This window comes from Solibacillus isronensis (assembly GCF_023715405.1).
Lineage (GTDB): Bacteria > Bacillota > Bacilli > Bacillales_A > Planococcaceae > Solibacillus > Solibacillus isronensis_B.
In genome coordinates this window covers 42,515-64,736 of record NZ_JAMBOC010000001.1, presented here as the reverse complement: position 1 = coordinate 64,736, position 22,222 = coordinate 42,515, and the positions used below count along the sequence as shown (strand labels likewise).

Here is a 22,222-nt window from a genome sequence, read left to right as displayed (position 1 = left end):
AAAACTCACCAACTAATAATAAAGTTGGTGAGTTTTTTTAATGTAATTAAATTGATACTTGTTCCGCTTTTAATACATCTTTTAGTAAATTGACTGCTTCATCAATTTCCTGTTCACTCACTGTTAAAGGAGGTAATAATCGAATTACTTTCGGGCCGGCTGCAACCGTTAATAGACCCGCTTTATCCAATGCTGCCACATATGGCGCCACATCCTCGCCACCAAGGCTTAGACCAAGCATTAACCCTTTTCCTTGAACTGAATAGTTATCTTCCGGAAAAGCTTCTTCCAGTTTATTAATAAAATACGCCGACTTTTGTTTAACATTATCCAAAAAGGCATCATTGAATATTTGATCGATAACCGTTTGTGCAACGGCAACACCTAATGGATTTCCGCCGAATGTCGTACCATGTGTACCGGCATTAAATGTGTTAAACAGCTTTTCTGTCCCGAGGATTCCCCCAATAGGGAAACCGCCACCAAGACCTTTTGCCATTGAAACAATATCCGGTTTGATAGCTGTCTGTTCATATGCGAAACGTGTTCCTGTACGTCCGATACCTGTTTGTACTTCATCAATGATAACTAAAATATCCGATGATTGCTGAATTTCATGAATAGCTTTCGCGAAATCCTCCGTTACAGGATTTACTCCGCCTTCACCCTGAATCATTTCAAGCATAATCGCAGCAGTATCTGCATCAGCTGCAGCTTTTAATGCTTCGACATCATTAAACGGCAATGTAATAAACTCGCTTACTAAAGGACCGAAGCCATTACGTACTTTATCTTGTCCAGTTGCGCTCATCGCACCAAATGTACGTCCGTGAAAGCTCTGTTCAAACACAATGATTTTATGTTTTCCTGTATGCTTACGTGCTAATTTAATAGCTGCTTCGTTCGCCTCTGCGCCACTATTACAGAAAAATGCATACGATAAATGCAAATCTTTCACTAATGATGCAGCAAGTTTTTCCTGTCCCGGACTTTCAAATAAGTTACTAATATGCCACAGCTTTTGACTTTGTTTTTGAATCGCTTCAACGATAGATGGATGTGCATGCCCTAAACTACAAACAGCAATGCCGCTCGTAAAATCTAAATATCTTTTCCCTGTCGTATCAAATACTTCTGTTCCTTTTCCTTCGACAATAGCAAAAGGTCTTCTTGCGTAATTTTGGAATAATGCACTCATTTCACTAGCTCCTCACTTAAAATAGTCGTCCCGGTTAAAGTTTCATTAACAATTTGTACAGAAGGAATGCCTGCATTTAAACAATTAAGGGCGCCTTGCACTTTCGGAATCATCCCGCCGTAAATATGCCCTTCGCCAATCCATTGTTCAATTAAGCTTGGTGTCACTTCCGTCTGATATTCATCCTGTATGCGAATACCAGCTACATCCGTCACAAGCAGGAGACAATCTGCCTCGACAGCCAATGCAATTTCACTTGCCACTGTATCGCCATTTATATTCAGCGCCTGCCCATCCTTCGTTGCACCGATACACGCAATGACAGGAACAATTCCAGCTTCCGTCAAAGAGTTTAACATATTAATATTAACATGCTTCACTTCTCCTACATATGCGTAAGTTTCATAATCTAAAAATTCACTCTCTAGCAACCCGCCATCAAACCCATTCAGTCCAATGGCAGAAATACTTGCCGAATGGAGCTCATGGACGAGTGAAGGATTTACTTTCCCGATTAAAGTTGACTGTACGATATCGATCATTTCTTCACTCGTGACACGCAGTCCATTCACTGTATGGGACTCGATTCCGGCAGCAGCTAATTCGCGGTTGATCGCAGGTCCTCCACCATGGGTAATAATGAGTTGGATACCTTGTTCCTGCAATGCTTTAAAATTGCGAAAGAAGGTCTCGTTAAGACCTTCTAATGTGCTGCCACCAAGCTTGATGACCATTTTACGAGCGGTATGATGCGTTGATTTGAACGTAGTCATAAGTCAAATCACACCCCCAGGCGAATCCGTGCCCTTTACCGACTTCAAGTGACACATATATTTTTACTTCATGTTGCTTTAAAATTTCGATGAGCTCTTCTTCGGAAAACTTAATCGGTTCGCCATTTTCCACCATTGTTGCTCCACCAATTTTGATTGTGATTTTATCAGGATCGATTACAGCTCCGGAATAGCCAACTGCTGCAATAATACGTCCCCAGTTTGCATCACAGCCAAATACTGCTGTTTTCACTAGTGGTGAACCTACAACTGTCTTCGCGATTTTACGTGCTTCTTCATCTGAAACTGCTCCATCCACTTCTACTTCAATCAGCTTTGTCGCACCTTCCCCGTCACGTGCAATTGACTTTGCTAAATCTTCTGATACGAGACGTAATGCTGTGTAGAAGTTATCCCAGTCCGGATGTGCAGGTGATAGCGGTTCATTTCCTGCTAAGCCGTTTGCCATTACAATAACTGTATCGTTCGTTGATGTATCTCCATCAACTGTGATCGAGTTGAATGTGCAATCCGTTACACTCGATAACGCTTTTTGCAGCTCTTCTGATGCAATATTGGCATCAGTTGTAATAAACCCGAGCATTGTCGCCATATTCGGTTCAATCATTCCAGAGCCTTTAGCTGTTCCTGAAACAATTACTTCCTTGCCATCAATGATTGTTGCATAAGTTGTATTTTTCATTACTGTATCTGTCGTTAAAATTGCTTGAGAAAAATCAATACCGCTTTCTAGCTTTGAATCCGGAGTTAATAGCTCCACACCTTTTTTAACTGGCTCCATCTTCATAATTTCCCCGATGACACCCGTAGAGGCTACCCCTACCAAATCAGATGCAATGCCAAGCTTTTGTGCAGCAAGAAGTTGCATTTCATATGCGTCCAATACTCCTTGTTTACCTGTGCAGGCATTGGCATTTCCTGAATTTACGATGATTGCCTGCATTTTTTTCGTTTCATATACAACTTCTTTTGTTACTTTTAACGGTGCTGCCTGGACTGCATTTGTCGTAAATACACCGGCAACGCTAGCTGGTACTTCACTTACTAGAATCGCTAAATCTTTTTTCTTATGCTTAAGTCCGCAATGAACACCTGCTGCAGTAAACCCTTTTGGTGATACGATATTTTTGCTTGATAATTTTTTCATTTCTATTGTTGAAGTCATCTAATGACCCTCCCTAAATTTAAAATGCTCGTCATAAAATGCGGGTTGATTTTCATCTATTACTCATCTTTATAAATTAAATAAAATACGGAACGAGTTGTAAGCCTGTTTGCTGCGGGAGACCGAATTGGACATTCATGTTCTGAATTGCCTGACCGGCTGCACCTTTAACTAAATTATCGATCACACCGATAATCGTTGCCCGATTTGTCCTTTCATCGAGCTTCACATATATGTCGCAATAATTTGAACCTTTCACGCGGTTTGTTCCCACTGCGGAAGCCTCTTGAATGACACGGACAAATGGATGATCTTTATACGTATCTGTTAAACAGTCCACTAATTGTTTTTGTGTTACACCTTCCGTTACTTGTGCATAGGAAGTTGCTAAAATACCACGTGTCATCGGGACTAGATGAGTATTAAATGTTATTGCTGTCTCGATATCGGTAAACATTGAAATCGCTTGTTCGATTTCCGGAATGTGCTGGTGTTCATTAATTTTATAAATCGAGAAGCTTTCATTTGCTTCACTGAAATGTGCTGCTTGTGATGGTTTATTACCTGCACCTGAAATTCCGCTCTTCGCATCAATGACCAAGAAGCTCGGATCAATTAACCGATGTTTTATAAGAGGTAAGATGGATAATAAAACAGCCGTTGGATAACAGCCTGGGTTGGCAATTAAATCGGCTTTTTCAATAGCTGGCTCATTCCACTCCGATAATCCGTAAACACTTCGGTCCACTACTTCCTGTGGTGCCGGATTTTTTTTATACCAAGTTTCATAGCTTGCTAAATTTTTCAGCCGGAAATCCCCGGATAAATCAATTAATTTTGGTCCCCGTTCAACTAAAGAAGGGAAAATCGTACTTGATACCCCAGACGGCGTACTTGCAAATACAACATCGTATTCCGCCAATGCATCATCGTCCAATTTAAGTAACGGCTGATTATAAATATCCGTTAAATGTGGAAATTTATCCGAAAATAGAGTTCCTTCATCAGAGGATGTAAATAATCCGATTTCCTCCACTTCTTTATGATTATGCAAAAACCGCAGTAGTTCTAATCCACCGTAACCTGTTGCACCAATAATACCTGCTTTCATGTTGTCACCTCGTCATTTTTATATAGCTGAAAAATTTTTACGAATTCTAAATGATAAAAATAAGTATAAGTATGTATATTTATTTAGTCAACTGTATTTTTATATATTTGTAGATTATTCTAAATTATCGTTAAATAATAATACAAAAAGCGCCTACATATGTAAGCGCTCCGATTTAAGAAGTACTGGCATATAAAGTTAATCTTCCATTGTTGATAAGTCGCCTGCCGGTAAATCGAGTTCCCACGCCTTTAACACACGACGCATAATTTTACCGCTTCGAGTTTTTGGCAACTTATCTTTGAATTCAATTTCTCGTGGTGCTGAATGGGCAGATAATCCTGTTTTTACAAAGTCCCGAATATTCGCTTCAAGCGCTTCACTAGGCTTTACCCCTTCACGCAATGAAATAAATGCCTTAATAATTTCACCGCGCACCGGATCTGGTTTACCAATTACACCTGCTTCCACCACATCAGGATGTTCAAGCAGTTTACTTTCCACTTCAAATGGTCCAACTCGTTCTCCAGCCGTCATAATAACATCGTCTACTCGACCTTGGAACCAGAAGTAACCTTCCTCATCCTTAAATGCGGAATCACCTGAAACATACCATTCTCCTTTTAAGAAATAAGATTCATAGCGTTCAGGATTCCCCCAAATTTGCCGCATCATCGCCGGCCACCCTTTTTTGATAGCCAAATTACCCATCGTATAAGGCGGCACTTCATTGCCTTGATCATCTACAATTGTCGCATAAATTCCCGGCACAGGTTTCCCCATTGAACCTGGCTTAATATCCATCGATGGATAGTTGCAGATAATATGGCCTCCCGTTTCCGTCATCCACCATGTATCGTGAATACGATGTTTTAAAATCTCCATTCCCCACTTCACTACTTCCGGATTTAATGGTTCACCGACCGATAAAACGTGACGAAGTGTAGAAAGATTATATTTGCCGATAATATTCGGACCTGCACCCATCAACATACGAAATGCAGTTGGCGCACTATACCAAACTGTGACACCATATTCCTCAATTGCTCCATACCAAGCTTGCGGACTGAAGCGGCCCCCGATGACTACATTCGTCACACCGTTTAACCATGGTCCAAAAATTCCGTAAGCTGTTCCGGTCACCCAACCAGGATCGGCTGTACACCAGTAAATATCGGTCTCCTTTAAATCCAGTACCCACTGAGCTGTCTGGTATTGCTGAACCATTGCATAATGGACCTGCAATACCCCTTTTGGTGCACCCGTTGAGCCGGATGTATAATGCAAAATGGAGCCATCTTCCTTATCGACCCATTCAATGTCAAAATCCTGAGATGCCTCTGCAAAATATTTATTAAAATCTACTATCTTATCTGTTTCTTCTATATTTTCCCCGACTACAAAAACCGTCTTTAAATGCGGCAGCTTTTCCAGCGGTACTCTTGTCAACAGTGCAGGCGTTGTAATGATTGCTGTCGCCTCACTATCCATTAAACGGTCATATACGGCACCTTCCATAAATGCTTCAAATAATGGCCCAACAATTGCGCCAATTTTCAATGCACCAATTAAGCTGAAATAAAGCTCCGGCGTGCGTGGCATAAAAATAAAAATACGGTCCCCTTTTTTTAAATCTGCCTTTTCCTTCAACACATTCGCAGCTTTATTCGTATGACGTTTCATATCATAAAAAGAATATGCTTCTTTTCTATTCCCATCATTATAATAAAGAGCAACCTTATTTTTGCGGTGTGTTGTTGCATGTCGGTCTATTGCTTCATATGCAATATTGACCTTCCCCGTTTCAAACCAAGAAAATGCTGTTTCACTATGTTGCCAATCATGATTTGCAGCTGTTTCCTCATAATTTTTTAAATTATGTTCCCCTGGAATAACTGCTAGCTTTTCCATTGTTTTCATCCCCATGAAAAATCCCCTTTCATTAAAAACTACAATCATTTTACAATAAAAATACTATAATAGGCAAAATATTTAAAACTTTCAATCAATTTAGTTACATCTCGCGAATTTAAGCGTATTTTCGCATGAAATAGAGTATAATAGATGTATTAAAAGCAGGTGGTGTGATTATGATTCATGTGAAAAATTATTATCGTCTTGAACTCAAAACGAGAAATGGTAATGTTTTAGTAGAAGGACCTGTTTCTTCCGAAAAACTTGCTACCTACACATTACATGAAGATTTAAAAGCTTTTAGACCTTCCCATCAGCAGCATGAAGCACTTGTCGGAATTGCTCAGCTGGAAGAAGGACGCATTATCGTCATTCGACAGGATAACATAATCGTCGGCTATGTTACGTATCTCTATCCAGATCCATTGGAACGCTGGTCTGAAGATCGGATTCCAAATATGATTGAGCTTGGTGCCATTGAAGTCATTCCTGCTTTTAGAGGGTCCGGCGCAGGCAAAAAATTATTGGAAGTATCATTTATGGATGATGCAATGGAAGATTATTTAGTAATTACAACTGAATATTACTGGCATTGGGATTTAAAAGGAACAGGTTTATCTGTTTGGGAATATCGAAATATGATGGAGAGAATGATGACATCTGTCAATTTCGAATATTATGCAACAGATGATCCTGAAATTACTTCCCATCCTGCCAACTGTCTAATGGCGCGTGTTGGGGCACGTGTTGGAAATGAGACATTGGAGAGATTTGACAGACTTCGCTTTAGAAATCGTTTCATGTATTAATTCTTATCACAAAGGGGAATGAACTATGATTGTCGAAGAAATTATGCAAAGAGAGATACATACACTCCTGCCCGAAAACACAGTACGTGATGCTGTACGTCTTATGCGAGATAAAAATATCCGTCATGTGCCAATTGTCAACAAAGAGAAACTGGTCGTAGGAATCATTACAGACCATGACTTGAAAAATGCTTTGCCTTCTCGTTTGCGCGAAGAACCGGACTCTACGATTTATGATGCAACAATCGAGAAAATCATGATCAAAAATCCGATAGTCGGTCATCCGCTAGACTTCGTTGAAGAAGTTGCCATGACTTTTTATGATGCTAAAATCAGCTGTTTACCTATTGTTACTGCCGGGAAACTGGTCGGCATCGTAACGACAACTGATTTACTATATACTTACATCGAATTAACAGGCGCACATAAGCCCGGTTCTAAAATTGATATTCGGGTAAACGACAAACCTGGCATGTTGTTTGAAATAACGAAAGTATTCCATGAAAATAAAGCAAATGTATTAAGTGTTCTCGTATATCCTGATGGTGAAAATGTGAAATCCAGAATTGTAAGTGTCCGTCTTCAAGTAATCAATCCGCTGCATATTATTGAAGAGTTGCGAAAGCAAGGATACGATGTATTGTGGCCAAACTTGCCTGGCGTTACATTATGAAAAAAGCTGTATTTATTTATTCACCAGAACAACTCACTTACAAATTTTCGGACACACACCCGTTTAACCATAAGCGATTACACTTAACGATTGATTTACTGAAAAATATCGGTGCCCTACAAGATGAGGATATCGTCCCTGCTCGTATTGCAACAGATGAAGAAATTGCGCTTGCCCACGACATGCAGTATATTGAGATCGTAAAAAAAGCAGGTCATGGTGAGTTAGCCGCTCAGCAAGGGGAACCATATGGTATTGGGACAGAGGATACACCGATTTTCAAAAATATGCACGAAGCAAGCGCATTGTTAGTCGGCGGGACTTTACAGGCAGTCGACCAAGTACTGCAAGGTAAATCTCAGCACGCATTAAACTTGGGAGGCGGACTTCATCACGGTTTCCGTGGAAGAGCATCCGGTTTTTGCATTTATAATGATAGCAGTGTAGCTATTAAATATATTCAGAAAAAATACGGGCTGCGTGTTTTATATGTAGATACTGATGCACATCACGGCGATGGTGTTCAATGGTCCTTTTATGATGATCCAAATGTATGTACATTATCAATTCATGAGACAGGACGCTATTTGTTTCCGGGTACAGGCAATATAACAGAACGCGGGAATGGTGAAGGATATGGGACTTCTTTTAACTTCCCGATTGATGCGTTTACGGAAGATGAGAGCTTCTTGGAAATATATGAACAATCAATGCGGGAAGTTTTTGAATTCTTCAAACCGGATGTTGTTTTGACACAAAATGGTGCAGATGCCCATTATTTTGACCCCCTAACACATTTATACGGGACGATGAACATTTATAAAGAAATACCGAAGCTTGCACATAAATTGGCACATGAATATTGTGAAGGTCGCTGGATTGCAGTTGGTGGCGGAGGATATGATATTTGGCGGGTCGTCCCGCGGGCTTGGTCACATATTTGGACAGAGATGACCGATCAGCCTGCACCGACTGGAGCGTTACCGCAGCAATGGCTTGATACATGGCAATCTGAATCGCCTGTTCCGCTAATTCCGACATGGAATGATCCACAACCTCTATATGATCCTATTCCGCGTAAAGCAGAAATTGAGGAAAAAAATGCACGAATGCTTGAAAAAGCACTACATATTATTCGTACAGAAAAAAACCGATCGTAACGTTTGCAATAAAGTTTGAACAAAATTATAAAGCTATAAAATAATACAAAGCGCCTGTCAGCTATTGACAGGCGCTTTTGTTATTTACTCGAACCACGCTTTTCTATGCGGTGAGGTAAGATGACATGTTGCTGTTCAACTTCCTCTTTGTTCATATACTTCGTTAATAAGCGCATTGCGACTGCTCCAATATCGTATAAAGGCAATACAACACTTGTAAGTCTTGGTCGTACCATGCGCGCTAGTTTTGAATTTTCGAAGCTGATGATTTCAACATCATTGGGTACATTTTTTTCGCTATCTTGAATGCCATGTACTAGTCCAATTGCAAGCTCATCATTCCCGACAAAAATGGCTGTAGGCGGTTGCTGTAGTTCACTTAAACTCGCCCAGCTTTCCAATCCGTCATCATAAGAGCCATCTCCGGCAACAATTAAAGCATCGTCTATTTCAATGTTTGCTTTTTCAAGAGCATCTTTATAGGCTACAAGTTTATGCTGACCATTCACTGTATACTGTAATGGACCTGAGACAAATGCAATTCTCATATGTCCATTATTAATAAGTGTTTCTACAGCTTCAAATGCCGCATTATAATAATCAATGTTTACAGAAGCTACTTTTTCAGTAGAACTGATAGAACCTGCCAATACAATCGGTACTGGACAAGCTTCCACTGCGCGCTGGATATTTTCAGTTACCTCTTCACTCATCATCACAATACCGTCAACTTGCTTTCCTAGCATCGTATCAAGTAAAGACAACTCTTTTTCTTCATTTTGATCTGAATTTGCTAAAATAATATTATAGCGGTACATTGTCGCAATATCTTCAATGCCTCGTGCAAGCTCAGCATTTAAATTATTCGAAATATCAGGGATGATGACTCCTACTGATGTTGTTTTTTTACTTGCTAAGCCACGTGCTACTGCATTTGGACGATATTCGAGACGCTCAATCACTTCCAACACTTTTTTTCTTGTCGCAGGCTTAACATTTTGATTTCCATTTACTACGCGAGATACGGTTGCCATTGATACATTCGCCTCACGTGCAACATCATAAATTGTGACAGTCAAAAGTTTCTCCCCCTTTTTATCTTAGTGATATAAATTTTTATAAACGACTAGTAGAACTAATTGTTATGTATAGCTTCATCATATAATATTTTCATTTCTATTTTCAATCTAAAACCTAGTGAATACCTGGTTTTTTCATCAATTGTCTTAAAATATTCAAAAAGTGTGATATCAACACGATAGCACTTGTTTAAATTCGCTATTTTTTTATTGAACGGTGTATCCTCCATCCAATACAACCGCCTGTCCTGTCATCCCTTTTGCTGCATCACTGCATAAATAGATGACTAACGCTGCAATTTCGGAAACATCAATTAAGCGCTTTTGTGGCACTAAAGGATAGAGTACTTGCTCCAATACATCTTCAACCGCTATATTCCGTGTTTTCGCTAAATCCTGAAATTGATTTCTAACTAATTTCGTATCAACATAGCCGGGACAAATTGCATTTACTGTAATTCCGTTTGCTGCCGTTTCAAGTGCTGCTACTTTAGTTAAACCAATAACACCATGTTTAGCGGTATTATAGCCGGCTTTCCCTGCAAAACCGACCAAACCATTGATGGACGCAATGTTAATTATTCTGCCAAAGTTTTGCTGTTTCATAATAGGTAATGCATACTTCATAAAAATAAAAGGCCCTACAACCATTACTTTCTGCATCAATTCAAAAACTTCCGTATCAAATTCCTCTATTATGGATACATGTTGGAAACCAGCATTGTTGATCATGACATGTAGTGCACCAAACTGCGAAATAACTGTATCGATTGTTTCTTTAATTTGGTCTTCATCGCTGACATCACAAAGTAAATACTTTAAATCCGGTCGTTCTGTAATTGCTTCTTTCAGTCTTTCTTCATTTTTATCTGAAATAATAACTGTCATCCCATTGTTTGAAAGCTCTTTAGCAATTTCAAAGCCGATTCCTTGTGCAGCCCCCGTGATTAACGCAATTTTTTGCACTATGTCATTCCCCCTTATATAAGGTATTTAGAAAAAATTGTAATTTATTACACTACTATTCGTCAAATTAAAACATGCAGAAATACATAAAGGCCCATGTTGAATTGACTCAACATGGGCTTATTAATGTTTATTTTGACACTTCGTATTGTTTCATGAATTTTAAAAGTTCATCGTAGTAAGCATTGAATGTCGGGATATCCATTTGCTGTTGCTGATCCGATAATGCGATTGATGGATCTGGATGCACTTCTGCCATTACACCGTCAGCTCCAATAGCGATTGCAGCTTTTGAACATGGCAATAATAAATCACGACGGCCTGTAGAGTGCGTCACGTCTACCATAACCGGTAAATGTGTTTCTTGTTTTAAAATCGGAACTGCCGAAATATCTAATGTGTTACGAGTTGCTTTTTCGTATGTGCGAATACCGCGTTCACATAAAATAATGTTTTCATTACCTTTTGACATGATGTACTCTGCTGCATGGATGAACTCATCAATTGTCGCTGCTAAACCGCGTTTTAATAAGACAGGCTTATTCGTTGATCCAGCTGCTTTTAATAATTCGAAGTTTTGCATATTACGAGCTCCGATTTGAATTACATCGATGTAATCTAATGCATGGTCTAAATCAGCAGGTGTTACGATTTCTGTAATAACACCTAAACCGTATTCTTTAGAAACATCTTTTAAAATCTTAAGGCCGTCCAAACCTAGGCCTTGGAAATCATACGGAGATGTACGTGGTTTGTATGCACCACCGCGGATTAATTTTAATCCTTTTTCCTGAATTGTTGCAGCTACTGCAGCAACTTGTTCATACGACTCAACCGCACATGGTCCAAATACGAAAGAAGGAGCACCTGTACCGATTAATTCACCATTAACATTAATGACAGTATCTTCTGACTTTTCTTTACGTGAAACGAGTAATTCTTTTTTCTTTTCTGCTTCTAATTGTTTAAGCGCTGTTTTGAAGATTTGTTTAAAAATATAATCAACCGTCATTTGATTTAACGGGCCGTTATTGTTTTCTTTAATTAAGTCAAGCATATGACGCTCGCGTAACGGATCATAGCGATTGACACCTTGCTTCTCTTTAATCTTACCAATTTCTTCTACTACTGATGCACGTTCATTAATTAAACGTAAAATTTCTAAGTTCAAGCTGTCAATCTGGCTACGTAAGCTTTCTAAATCTTGTTGATGCATATTCCTCTACCCCTCTTCTTTGCGTATCCGGCACTTTCAGATAAATAAAAAGTATGATACATTTTTAAGTAATAATCTTATTATAATCAAACTATTGTAGATTGTCACGCATTTTTAATTTAGCGCTTCAACTCGTTAAAGTATATTGTGATAATAATAGAAAGGAAGCGTTTTCATATGGCAAACAAATTGTTCGCACTTGATATCGGAACACGCTCCGTTGTCGGTATTATTTTAGAGCAGCATACAGATACATACCATGTCGCCGATATTTTAGTAAAAGAACATAAAGAACGTGCAATGGTTGATGGCCAAATACATAACGTCCTGTATGTAGCGGAGCTTATACAGGAAATTAAGACGAAATTGGAAGAAACTCACGGTCCTTTGGAGAAAGTGAGTGTAGCAGCAGCCGGGCGTGCATTAAAAACCGAACAGGCCAGTGTTTCCATTTCTATTAAAAACCGACCGATCTTTACTGATGAAGATATTAACCGCTTAGAACTTCAAGCCGTTCAACAGGCTCAGCAAAAATTATTGCTTCATAAAGAAGATACAAAAAATAACCATTATTATTGTGTTGGCTATTCCGTTTTATATTTCCGTTTGGATGGAGAAGAAATTGGGAGCCTCCTCGATCAGCAAGGTGATGAAGCATCCGTTGAAGTGATTGCCACTTTCCTGCCGCGCGTTGTCGTGGAATCATTGCTAGCTGCATTAAAACGAGCCAATTTGGAAATGGAAGCCCTCACGTTAGAACCGATTGCCGCGATTAATGTACTTATTCCTCCTTCCATGCGCCGCTTGAATGTGGCACTTGTTGATATTGGTGCCGGAACTTCGGATATTGCCATTACAGACAAAAGTACGGTTGTAGCATACGGAATGGTGCCGACTGCTGGTGATGAAATTACCGAAAGTTTAAGTGACCACTATTTGCTGGACTTTCCGGTCGCTGAAATGGCAAAGCGCCAATTGCATACGAGTGAGGAAATTCTCATTCAGGATATTTTGGGATTTGACGAATATTTTCCTCGTGAAGAAGTAATCAAGGCAATATATCCAGCAATTGAAAATTTGGCGAAGTCCATTGGCGACGAAATACTACGGTTAAATAATAACACCCCTCCAAAAGCGGTCATGTTAGTTGGGGGCGGGAGTTTAACACCCCACTTGCCGGAAGAGCTCGGCAAAACATTAAATTTGCCGTCTAACCGTGTAGCGGTACGTGATGTGAGTGCCATTCAGAATTTAACACGGGCTCAACATATTGCTGCAACACCTGAGCTTGTGACACCGATTGGAATTGCAATTGCCGCACAAAAATCACCGATCCATTACATGTCAATTCAAGTAAATGAACAAGTTGTACGACTATTTGAGTTGAAAGAAATGACAGTCGGTGATGCATTTTTGGCTGCGAACGTCAGAGCAAAACAATTATACGGCAAACCCGGACACGGTTTGTCGATTACAGTGAACGGTCAAAATGTTTTCGTGCCAGGTGAGCATGGACAGCCGGCACAGATCATATTGAATGGTGAAAATGCCTCGATTAAATCCCATATTCAAAATGGAGATCAAATAGAGCTGATTCCCGGAAAAGATGGGACAGCCGCATCTGTTACTATAGGGGATATTATTGACCATGCATCCGTAAAAACTGTGATAATTCAAGAAAAGCAATACACTATTGAACCGAAAGTATTTGTAAACGGTCAAATCGCAAAATTGGATACACCTTTACAGGATCGAGACTTAATTGTCGTCGAAACAATCGAAACGTTGGAAGATGTATTGAAATCTATGAACCATTCTGTGCATATGCAGCAATTCCAATCATATTTTGTTCATATCGATGGGAAACCTGTATCGTTCCCTGATTTTTCATCACAGCTTTTCATTAACGGAAAGCCGGGGAAACTGCATTACCCTATTCAAAGTGGAGATATCATTACATTCGAACAGCGTCATTTACCTACAGCTGAACAAATTGCAGCACATTTGAATTTGTTGTTGGAAGAAAAGGCGATTGTAGAGTTCCAGCATGAACAAGTCGAACTTGTAAAGGTGGCCCGTGAGTTTTCTGTAAACGGTCAAGTAGTCCAACGTGAAGCAACAGTGCCGAATGGGGCTACAATTAATATTATCGAAAAAGATACAAGCAAATGGATTTATCAAGATGTCTTTCGGTTTTCCGACTGGCAGCTTCCTGCGTCATTTAAAGGGTCTTTTGTGATTTTACGTAATGGTGCGCCTTCTTCATTTGATGCTGAAATATTCGGTGGCGACCAACTTGAAATTCAGCTTACCGATTAACCGGTTGTGGAATAATAAAAAAACGGCTCCCAATATTTTTTGGGGAGCCGTTTTTCTTATTATTGTACATCTGTATGGCGTGTTGAGTTTGGTGCGATATCCGGGTCTGTATTTACGCTATCCGGATCCGGAGCTTCAGCAGCAAGTACTTCTTCATCTACCATTTTATCCAATGGTAATGGTTCCTCACCTTCTGATGAAGCAGTTCCATCATCCATAACTGGTGGTTGTTTCGCTGTTTTCGCTTTCACTTTTTCAACAATTGAAGAAGATTGCTCTTTTAATTGCGTCGATAGCTGTGCCGTTTTCTCCTTTGCCGTGCCAGAAAGCTCAATGCTCTTATCCTTTAATGTGACAGCTTGTACCGCAACATCATTACGCATTTCACTGCCTGTCTTAGGCGTAAGTAATAAAGCTGTCGCTACACCGACAATACCGCCTACTAATGCGCCGATAACAAAATCCTTAACGTGAACTTTTTCATCATCATAAATCGAATCATTTAATCGGTTATAATCATAATTTACGCGTTTTTCTTCCATTTTAAAAACTCCCCCTTGTTATTGAATGTCATTTTCCCTTTTACTTGCGTTTTAAGAAACCAAACTTTGATTTCTGGCCTAAATTTGGTGGTGTTTCATTTGTTTTAGTACTCGTATAAATGATATCTTCTTCATTAATCGGCTTGCGCTGACGCCATTGGTCTGCAATCCCCATCGCTACATTACTCCATTGTACGACTTGCGCAATCTTGTCTTCGTTTTTATGCACTTCTGTTGAAATCGATGTTGTAATACGTTGAACTGATGAATTCAAATTATTCACAGAATCCCCAACACCTTTTACAGCATGCATTACTGAATTTAACTTCTCCGATTTATCTGAAATATCATCTGCCAGTGCATTTGTTTTTGTAAGCAGGCTTGTCGTCTCACGTGTAATGCCTTCCATTTGTCCTTCGATGCCGGCAACAGTTCCCGCAATTGAATTTAATGTATTCTTAACAGAAAACAATGTCATACCAATACTTACGCATAGGACTAAAAATCCGATTGCAGCCACTAATGCCGCAATATAAAGTAATACTTCCATCAAATATAACCTCCTCTATCTTGTTCCATTTATTACATTCGACAAAAATTGCGACAATCCTTTTCCTAGAAAAGCATTTTTTCCGAAAAAACCTCACGAAATACAAGCTTTTCTTACGTGAATACTGTTAATTTGTTATTTATTTATTCACTAAAGGCGAATGGCCATTTTGTCCATGCTTTCATATTCCCCAATCTCTTGATGAATAAAACCCTTTATAAATAGAAGTTCTATCATTTGTCCCGCATTAACGGAAAATCCGGTTGCTTTGGGCCAACACGATGTTGGTCGTATCCCTAGGGGATGAAGACAACAACCTGCTGATTGGAGTTTCACTTTATGTATGGAAAAACAGCTTATCCTTTTACTTCTAGGTTAAGCTGTTTTTCAATTAATTCAAAATTGCTTCAAAGGCATCTTGATATTTATGAACATCTCCCGCTCCCATAAACAGGAATACGGCATTTTCATGTTTTTTAAGTTGATCAACTGTTTCGGTTGTTAACACAGTACAGCCATCGATTAAGTTTGCTAAATCATGAATCGAAAGCTCTCCTTGTTTTTCACGTGCTGAACCAAAAATATCACATAAGTAGGTTGTGTCGGCACCGCTTAAACTATCCGCAAAATTTTGTAAAAATGCTTTAGTTCGAGTAAAAGTATGAGGCTGGAATACAGCTACAACTTCACGATCTGGATATTTTTGTCGCGCTGATTGCAAAGTTGCCGCAATTTCTGTTGGATGATGTGCATAATCATCCACTAAAATTGCATTACCCACTTTTGTTTCAGTAAATCGACGTTTTACACCGCCATAAGTATTAAGGCGTTCTTGAATCAGCTTTGCTGGAACCCCTTCATAATGACAAAGTGAAATCACCGCCAAAGAGTTTAAAATCGTATGGTCACCGAATAGCGGGATAAAGAATTTGCTGTAAAACTCATTACGTACATAAACATCAAATTCCGTACCTTCCGATGTTTTTACGATATTACGCGCAGAAAAATCATTAGCAGGATCAAAACCATAGTAGACAACTGGTACATTGGCTTGAATTTTCTGAAGCTGTTCATCATCTCCGCAGGCAATGATTGCTTTATTCACTTGTAAAGCCAGCTGTTGGAAAGCATCGTATACATCGTCAATACTTGTGAAATAATCCGGATGATCAAAATCGATATTCGTCATAATTGCATAATCCGGATGGTACGCTAAAAAGTGGCGACGGTATTCACATGCTTCCATAACAAAATATGAAGCATCTTTTTTACCTGAACCAGTACCGTCACCGATTAAATACGATGTCGGCATATAACCGCCTACAACATGGCTCATTAAACCAGTCGTAGACGTTTTACCATGTGCACCTGTGATGGCAATTGAAGTATAGCGATTGCTGTATTCACCTAAAAACTTATGATAGCGAATGACCTCAACACCTAACTCGCGTGCACGCACTAATTCTGGATGATCATCATTAAACGCATTCCCTGCAATAACTGTTAAACCTTCTTTAATATTGTTTTCATCGAAATTTAAAATTTCTATTCCTCGGTCACGTAATGGTTGCTCCGTAAAATAGTATGTTTCATAGTCGGAACCTTGAACTTGCTCTCCTGCATCAAATAGAATTTGCGCCAGGGAACTCATGCCTGAACCTTTAATACCGGTAAAATGATAGCGTGTCATTATTTATAAAACCCTCCTAGGATACGAAGACCCCATTGAATTATCAATTTATTGTTTCAAAGTATGCCTACATTATAGCACTAAATACACGTTACGATAATTGAACGACAATTCTAATTTTTTTAATTGTTCAACTTGCTGTGCTTTAGCCTCCGAATTGCTCAAACAGCTCTTCTTCTGTAATATATACATCTCTCGGTTTGCTTCCTTTTGGTTCTGAAACATAACCATGTCGCTCTAACATATCGATTAATCTAGCTGCTCGATTATAGCCAATATGATAACGGCGTTGTAAAAGTGATGTCGATGCTGAGCCTTGTTCAAACACAAATCGGCATGCCTCTTCAAACAACTCATCTTGTTCCTCTATTGTTTCTGAGCGTTTTAATAATTCTTCCTGTTTAAAAATATATTGTGGCTCTCCTTGTTCACGTACATACTCGATAATTTCTTCGATCTCATCATCTGTTACAAATGTACCTTGAATACGGGTTGGAGCCGACATTCCATTTCCTAAATATAGCATATCTCCGCGTCCCAGCAATCGTTCTGCACCCTGTGAATCCAAAATTGTGCGAGAGTCGATTTGTGATGATACTGAAAAGGCGATACGCGTTGGAATATTGGACTTTATCAGACCAGTTATAACATCTACTGATGGGCGCTGTGTAGCAACAATTAAGTGTATTCCTGCAGCACGGGCCTTTTGCGTAATTCGTACAATGCTGTCTTCCACATCTTGTGGGGACATCATCATTAAATCTGCCAACTCATCGATGACAATTAATAAGTAAGGAAGCTTCTGTGCATACATACCATTTGCATCACACATTTTATTATATGCTTCTATTTTACGTGCACCGCTGTGCATAAATAACTCATAACGTCTTTCCATTTCCTCAACTGCCCATTTTAACGCTGCAGTCGCTGCTTTAACATCTGTAATAACAGGGCTGACTAAATGCGGAATATGGTTAAATGGCGCCAGTTCTACCATTTTCGGGTCAATCAGCATAAGTTTTAATTCATTCGGATTTGCTTTATACAGCAGGCTGACTAAAATCGAGTTAATACATACCGATTTACCCGATCCTGTGGCACCGGCGATCAGACCATGCGGCATTTTCCGTAAGTCGATTGTGACTGGCTTTCCTGTTAAATCCAAACCAAGTGCTGCTTCCAATGGGGAATCTGAATCTTTAAACGAAGCTGATTCTGTCACTTCTGATAGGCGCACCGAACGAGAAATCCGGTTTGGAATTTCAATACCGATCGATCGTTTCCCCGGAATTGGCGCATCAATTCGAATATCTTTTGCAGCTAATGCCAATTTAATATCATCCGTTAAATTGCGGACTTTGCTTACCTTCGTCCCGTGCCCTACTGTAATTTCAAATTGTGTAACGGCCGGTCCTTGGACAATCGATTCAATCTGCGCCTGAACTTGGAAATGGGATAGTGCTTCCACTAAATTTTCGCCTTGTTCATCCATCCAGTCGCGGTCTTCCACCATTTCCTCCGGCGGTACTAAGTATTCAAGAGGTGGCTTTACATAAGGTATCCTTTTAACTGGAGGTGCTTCTATTACGGTCTCAGCTTCCTCTGCTATCACTTCTTGAGTAGAAGGTGCTTTTACGTCTGCTGTTTCTTCAACAATTGGCTCTTCCTCTTCTTCAACTGACGGAAGTTCTGTTACCTCTTGGATTTCCGGTACTTCTTGAACGTTCAGCGTTTCTGGAACTTCTTCTACTACTGCTTCCGTAGTCGCTGCTACTTCTAATAACTCTTCTACTTTTGCAGGTATATCGGATTCACGTTCCAACAACCCAATAGATGTAGAAATAGGTACCCTCATCGTTTCCTCTTCATACTGATTAGTCGGTTCATGCTTCACAACCTGTTCGTTAAAAGTAATGATTTCAGCATTTTCCTGTACAGGTCGTACTTCATTCTGAGATAACTGAGCTTCCTTTTTAACAGCTTCTATTTCATCATTCTTTTCATGTTGCACTATATCCTCTAGTTCAGTATGAACTTCATTAGTTTCTTCAACCGGATTCATAATGTTTTCTTGCTTTACTTCGTCTAGTTTATTTTTTTTACTTTGCATGCTTAACTGCTGTTCAACAAATTGCTTCGTCATCAGTTTTTGCTTGTCTGACTTCAGCATCACCACATTAAAAGGAACACGGCTTCTCGTACTGATTGGCTGTACTGCATCCGTTTCTTCCTTCTTCTCTTCAATTACAATGGCTTCTTCAGATGGAGGCATTTGCTCCACATTTAATTGACCGATGTGTATTGTCGAATTTTCAATTGTTACATGCTTCACTTGTACATCACTGATTGTTTCTGCAACGGAAGGTTCCTCTTTCACTACTTCTTCCGCTTCATCTTCTATTTCGACAACTGCTTCTGTCCGTTGTTCAAGCACCTCTTCTTTCACCGGTTGCTTGTCTTCTTCAATTGATTCGTCATTTTCGACTTCGATCAATTCTTCCTCATTCACAGGGGCAAGTTCAGGTTCTGATTCAAGTGGTTCAGTTTGGGCAATTTCTTCTTCTGAATAAGGCTCATGTATTTCTTGTTCATAATTTGTTACAGCTTGTTGTTCTTCCTCATTTGGTTGTACATCAACCGGTTCAGTCGGCTGTTCTGCCGTTTCATTATGTTCTGGTTCAATTAGTGATTTATGTTCGTGCTCTTCATTTTTAAGCTTTTCATCCTGCTGCTTTTCAATTAATTTTTCAATTGATGACGGCTTTTTAAAACCATGTACAGGCGACGGAACATCGGTAGGAATAAAACGTTTCCTAATTTCGATCGGTTTTAAAATTTGTTTATTTTCAGTTCTTTCTGCGCGTACAGGCTTATTGTGACGTATCGCTTCCCGTTCTTCTTTTAAATTCGGTAAACGTCGTACAGGATCTCTTGTATGCACGACATTTGTGTGGCCTTTCCCTTTGCGGCGGCGTTCCAGTAAATCTCGTATACCGGATACTTCGACTTCATATACTTCCTTGGCTGTATGCTTTTGCAAATAATTTGGTAATGTCAGTTCTTCCTTATCATCATCATAAAAGCGCGTCGTTTGTCGCTGCTCATTTTCTTGCTTAACTGTTTCTTCATAATCATCTTCTATTAAAGGAAAACGGAATGCTTTTTTCGGCGCATCAGGTTCTTCATAATAATTTTGCTGCGCTTGTGATTGTTTTGTTTGATCTATTTCATCCATTTTTGGAGAATCATCATACTCATCATATTCTTCATCTGAATCCATTTTAAATAGCTTATTAAATTTATTTTTAATCCAACTCATAAATACCACTTCTTTCCTTAAAAACATTGCCGTACAAATTCCACTATTTGCAACGGTCTTTATTCTTATTTAAATTGCTGTGTATAAATAATATACACCTCAAAAGCATATCATATTTGCCGGGTAAATGCGCTTTGTCGCTGATATTTTTAAGGATAAAAAAAAGTTAGTATGAGAGACTCAGCTCAACATACTAACTTATCGTACTTATTAACGAGTTGGAACCTCGAATGGGCTTCCTACTTCTGCAGAATCTTCCAGCACTAAAATACCTTTTACTTCAGGTGCGCCTGGAATTGCTAGTTCACGTGCAGAGCAAAGCATACCGAATGAATCTTCACCGCGTAAGTTACCTTCTTTGATCAATAGACCAGAAGGCATAACAGCGCCAACTTTAGCTACAACTACTTTTTGGCCTGCGTCAACATTCGGTGCTCCACATACGATTTGTAATGTTTCATCTCCAACGTTTACTTTACAAACACTTAGTTTATCTGCATTTGGATGCTTTTCTTTTGATTCAACATAGCCAACTACAAATTTTGGTGAGAAGTCTACATCTAGAGAAATTTCTGCGCCATTTGCTTTTAAAGCTGCTTCTATTTTCTCTACAAGTTCCGGTGTTACTTCCACATTCCCTGCAACATCCAGTTCTACGTACTTGCTAGCATTAAAAAGGTTAAATGCTTTCACTTCACCAGTTGTCTCTTCTTTTAAAATGGCTACATCGCCAGCGCGATCCATCGCTGTTTTTACGATTGGCTCCATTGATAATTGAACTAATAGGACATCTCCTACATGTGCTTTGTTGTAAGCTACTTTCATTTTTCTTCTTGCTCCTTTTTTACTTTGTTTTTCGCTAAAATAAATATTGGTTCTAAATGACCGTTTTCATATACAAATGACAAGCTCGTAATCGGAACCGCGCCAACTGTAAAGAAATGCATCGTCATCTGCGCTAATACATCATACCCTACTTCATTCCGAATATCACCAATAATTAATACGTCCTGGTGCGGGACAGATACCGTCATTTCGCCTTCAATTTGACTTTCCATTTCTTTCAAAAAGCTTTCGTTTAAAATACGGCTTGCATCATAACCGTCATTCTGATTTAAAAAGTAATAAACATTACCGGAAACTTCATCACGTTTAACAGAAGTCGGCAATTTTTTTACAGAAAAACGTGCAGCTTCACGTATATGCTCCTCTGTTACATTTAATTTCGGCAACATTGACTCATCAATTAAACGATAAGTTGTACCTAAATCGAGCGCATAATAAATACGTGTTTCCGCTGTATGATCTGTCATGACAAAAGCATGACCATCATTCGACTTTTTAGGGAAGGATGTTGAGCGGATAATTGGATAAACAGAAGCAAGACCGGCAAAACCCTGTTCTTTTTCCCGCTGCATCGCTAAAAATGTTTGCTCAATTGTATAAATTACTTCATCAATTGCCTGCTGTTTTTTCTTTTCGTACTTCGTTAAAATTTCGGGTAAAGAGATATCCATCCCTCGTCCAATTTTTTTATGTTCAAGACGTAATTTATCATGCTTTTCATCGAATGTGAATGTAAAGTTTGCCTCACCTAGCTTAGTCTTCAGTTCAGCTACTAACTGTTTCGATTCCATTCAACCACTCCTTTATCTAATCAAAAACGGCTCACAAATGTGAACCGTTCCATTTACTTCATCTATTGTAACAAAAAAGC

Annotated in this window: 18 protein-coding genes; 4 read left to right on the top strand and 14 right to left on the bottom strand. The window is 39.2% G+C overall.

The annotated features are described in order from the left end of the window. Positions 1-46: 46 nt before the first annotated feature. From M3166_RS00310 to acsA, 5 genes are all read right to left on the bottom strand, one after another. Positions 47-1,198 (bottom strand): acetylornithine transaminase, encoded by a 1,152-nt coding sequence (locus M3166_RS00310; protein ID WP_251686466.1) that lies wholly within the window; start codon positions 1,196-1,198, stop codon positions 47-49. Next, on the bottom strand, positions 1,195-1,971 hold the full coding sequence (gene argB, locus M3166_RS00305; protein ID WP_251686465.1) for an acetylglutamate kinase: 777 nt from the start codon (positions 1,969-1,971) through the stop codon (positions 1,195-1,197). The genes M3166_RS00310 and argB overlap by 4 nt, the downstream gene beginning before the upstream one ends. Continuing rightward, positions 1,934-3,157 carry a bifunctional glutamate N-acetyltransferase/amino-acid acetyltransferase ArgJ gene (argJ, locus tag M3166_RS00300; RefSeq protein ID WP_251686464.1) on the bottom strand — a complete coding sequence of 408 codons (1,224 nt, stop codon included), beginning with the start codon at positions 3,155-3,157 and terminating at the stop codon, positions 1,934-1,936. The genes argB and argJ overlap by 38 nt, the downstream gene beginning before the upstream one ends. Positions 3,158-3,233: 76 nt before the next feature. After that, positions 3,234-4,268 carry an N-acetyl-gamma-glutamyl-phosphate reductase gene (argC, locus tag M3166_RS00295; RefSeq protein WP_251686463.1) on the bottom strand — a complete coding sequence of 345 codons (1,035 nt, stop codon included), beginning with the start codon at positions 4,266-4,268 and terminating at the stop codon, positions 3,234-3,236. A gap of 198 nt (positions 4,269-4,466) precedes the next feature. Next, on the bottom strand, positions 4,467-6,194 hold the full coding sequence (gene acsA / locus M3166_RS00290; RefSeq protein WP_435368041.1) for an acetate--CoA ligase: 1,728 nt from the start codon (positions 6,192-6,194) through the stop codon (positions 4,467-4,469). A gap of 164 nt (positions 6,195-6,358) precedes the next feature. Between acsA and M3166_RS00285 the strand changes: the two genes are divergently transcribed. The 3 genes from M3166_RS00285 to M3166_RS00275 are packed head-to-tail and all read left to right on the top strand — an operon-like array spanning position 6,359 to position 8,824. Then, complete coding sequence (locus M3166_RS00285; RefSeq protein WP_251686462.1) at positions 6,359-6,991, top strand: GNAT family N-acetyltransferase; 633 nt, start codon at positions 6,359-6,361, stop codon at positions 6,989-6,991. Positions 6,992-7,016: 25 nt separating this feature from the next. Beyond that, a complete protein-coding gene (locus tag M3166_RS00280; protein WP_251686461.1) occupies positions 7,017-7,664 on the top strand; it encodes an acetoin utilization AcuB family protein in 648 nt (215 codons plus the stop codon). Beyond that, positions 7,661-8,824 carry an acetoin utilization protein AcuC gene (locus M3166_RS00275; RefSeq protein WP_251686460.1) on the top strand — a complete coding sequence of 388 codons (1,164 nt, stop codon included), beginning with the start codon at positions 7,661-7,663 and terminating at the stop codon, positions 8,822-8,824. The genes M3166_RS00280 and M3166_RS00275 overlap by 4 nt, the downstream gene beginning before the upstream one ends. An 80-nt stretch (positions 8,825-8,904) precedes the next feature. Here the strand turns inward: M3166_RS00275 and ccpA are convergent, their stop codons facing one another. The 3 genes from ccpA to M3166_RS00260 all read right to left on the bottom strand — a co-directional run bounded on the left by ccpA (position 8,905) and on the right by M3166_RS00260 (position 12,085). Further along, positions 8,905-9,903 carry a catabolite control protein A gene (gene ccpA / locus M3166_RS00270; RefSeq protein ID WP_251686459.1) on the bottom strand — a complete coding sequence of 333 codons (999 nt, stop codon included), beginning with the start codon at positions 9,901-9,903 and terminating at the stop codon, positions 8,905-8,907. Between the two features lie 207 nt (positions 9,904-10,110). After that, positions 10,111-10,872, bottom strand: a complete 762-nt coding sequence (locus M3166_RS00265; RefSeq protein ID WP_251689980.1) for a 3-hydroxybutyrate dehydrogenase — start codon at positions 10,870-10,872, stop codon at positions 10,111-10,113. A gap of 127 nt (positions 10,873-10,999) precedes the next feature. Next, positions 11,000-12,085: a bifunctional 3-deoxy-7-phosphoheptulonate synthase/chorismate mutase gene (locus M3166_RS00260; RefSeq protein WP_251686458.1), complete on the bottom strand. Its 1,086-nt coding sequence runs from the start codon at positions 12,083-12,085 to the stop codon at positions 11,000-11,002. Positions 12,086-12,262: 177 nt separating this feature from the next. Here M3166_RS00260 and pilM point away from each other — a divergent pair, with 177 nt between their 5' ends. After that, positions 12,263-14,404, top strand: a complete 2,142-nt coding sequence (gene pilM, locus M3166_RS00255) for a pilus assembly protein PilM (protein WP_251686457.1) — start codon at positions 12,263-12,265, stop codon at positions 14,402-14,404. Positions 14,405-14,463: 59 nt separating this feature from the next. On the opposite strand, the gene M3166_RS00250 is transcribed toward pilM, so the two are convergent. The 6 genes from M3166_RS00250 to M3166_RS00225 form a co-directional block, all read right to left on the bottom strand. Then, complete coding sequence (locus M3166_RS00250; RefSeq protein WP_251686456.1) at positions 14,464-14,946, bottom strand: YtxH domain-containing protein; 483 nt, start codon at positions 14,944-14,946, stop codon at positions 14,464-14,466. Positions 14,947-14,986: 40 nt separating this feature from the next. Then, the gene (locus tag M3166_RS00245) at positions 14,987-15,496 is read right to left on the bottom strand and encodes a DUF948 domain-containing protein (protein WP_251686455.1); all 510 of its coding nucleotides are present in this window, start codon (positions 15,494-15,496) and stop codon (positions 14,987-14,989) included. 391 nt (positions 15,497-15,887) lie between these two features. Continuing rightward, a complete protein-coding gene (gene murC, locus M3166_RS00240; RefSeq protein WP_251686454.1) occupies positions 15,888-17,186 on the bottom strand; it encodes a UDP-N-acetylmuramate--L-alanine ligase in 1,299 nt (432 codons plus the stop codon). A gap of 145 nt (positions 17,187-17,331) precedes the next feature. After that, positions 17,332-20,505 carry a DNA translocase FtsK gene (locus tag M3166_RS00235; RefSeq protein WP_251686453.1) on the bottom strand — a complete coding sequence of 1,058 codons (3,174 nt, stop codon included), beginning with the start codon at positions 20,503-20,505 and terminating at the stop codon, positions 17,332-17,334. Positions 20,506-20,715: 210 nt separating this feature from the next. Next, a complete protein-coding gene (gene ytpR, locus M3166_RS00230) occupies positions 20,716-21,330 on the bottom strand; it encodes a YtpR family tRNA-binding protein (RefSeq protein WP_014823085.1) in 615 nt (204 codons plus the stop codon). Further along, positions 21,327-22,142: a DUF1444 domain-containing protein gene (locus tag M3166_RS00225; RefSeq protein ID WP_251686452.1), complete on the bottom strand. Its 816-nt coding sequence runs from the start codon at positions 22,140-22,142 to the stop codon at positions 21,327-21,329. Before M3166_RS00225 ends, ytpR begins: the two co-directional genes overlap by 4 nt. Between the last annotated feature and the right edge of the window lie 80 nt (positions 22,143-22,222).

Bases quoted from the DNA above. Each gene is read 5' to 3' on its own strand.
- M3166_RS00310 (WP_251686466.1), bottom strand. From the start codon at position 1,198: ATGAGTGCATTATTCCAAAATTACGCAAGAAGACCTTTTGCTATTGTC.
- argB (WP_251686465.1), bottom strand. From the start codon at position 1,971: ATGACTACGTTCAAATCAACGCATCATACCGCTCGTAAAATGGTCATC.
- argJ (WP_251686464.1), bottom strand. From the start codon at position 3,157: ATGACTTCAACAATAGAAATGAAAAAATTATCAAGCAAAAATATCGTA.
- argC (WP_251686463.1), bottom strand. From the start codon at position 4,268: ATGAAAGCAGGTATTATTGGTGCAACAGGTTACGGTGGATTAGAACTA.
- acsA (WP_435368041.1), bottom strand. From the start codon at position 6,194: ATGGGGATGAAAACAATGGAAAAGCTAGCAGTTATTCCAGGGGAACAT.
- M3166_RS00285 (WP_251686462.1), top strand. From the start codon at position 6,359: ATGATTCATGTGAAAAATTATTATCGTCTTGAACTCAAAACGAGAAAT.
- M3166_RS00280 (WP_251686461.1), top strand. From the start codon at position 7,017: ATGATTGTCGAAGAAATTATGCAAAGAGAGATACATACACTCCTGCCC.
- M3166_RS00275 (WP_251686460.1), top strand. From the start codon at position 7,661: ATGAAAAAAGCTGTATTTATTTATTCACCAGAACAACTCACTTACAAA.
- M3166_RS00260 (WP_251686458.1), bottom strand. From the start codon at position 12,085: ATGCATCAACAAGATTTAGAAAGCTTACGTAGCCAGATTGACAGCTTG.
- pilM (WP_251686457.1), top strand. From the start codon at position 12,263: ATGGCAAACAAATTGTTCGCACTTGATATCGGAACACGCTCCGTTGTC.
- M3166_RS00250 (WP_251686456.1), bottom strand. From the start codon at position 14,946: ATGGAAGAAAAACGCGTAAATTATGATTATAACCGATTAAATGATTCG.
- M3166_RS00245 (WP_251686455.1), bottom strand. From the start codon at position 15,496: ATGGAAGTATTACTTTATATTGCGGCATTAGTGGCTGCAATCGGATTT.
- murC (WP_251686454.1), bottom strand. From the start codon at position 17,186: ATGACACGCTATCATTTTACCGGTATTAAAGGTTCAGGCATGAGTTCC.
- M3166_RS00235 (WP_251686453.1), bottom strand. From the start codon at position 20,505: ATGAGTTGGATTAAAAATAAATTTAATAAGCTATTTAAAATGGATTCA.
- ytpR (WP_014823085.1), bottom strand. From the start codon at position 21,330: ATGAAAGTAGCTTACAACAAAGCACATGTAGGAGATGTCCTATTAGTT.
- M3166_RS00225 (WP_251686452.1), bottom strand. From the start codon at position 22,142: ATGGAATCGAAACAGTTAGTAGCTGAACTGAAGACTAAGCTAGGTGAG.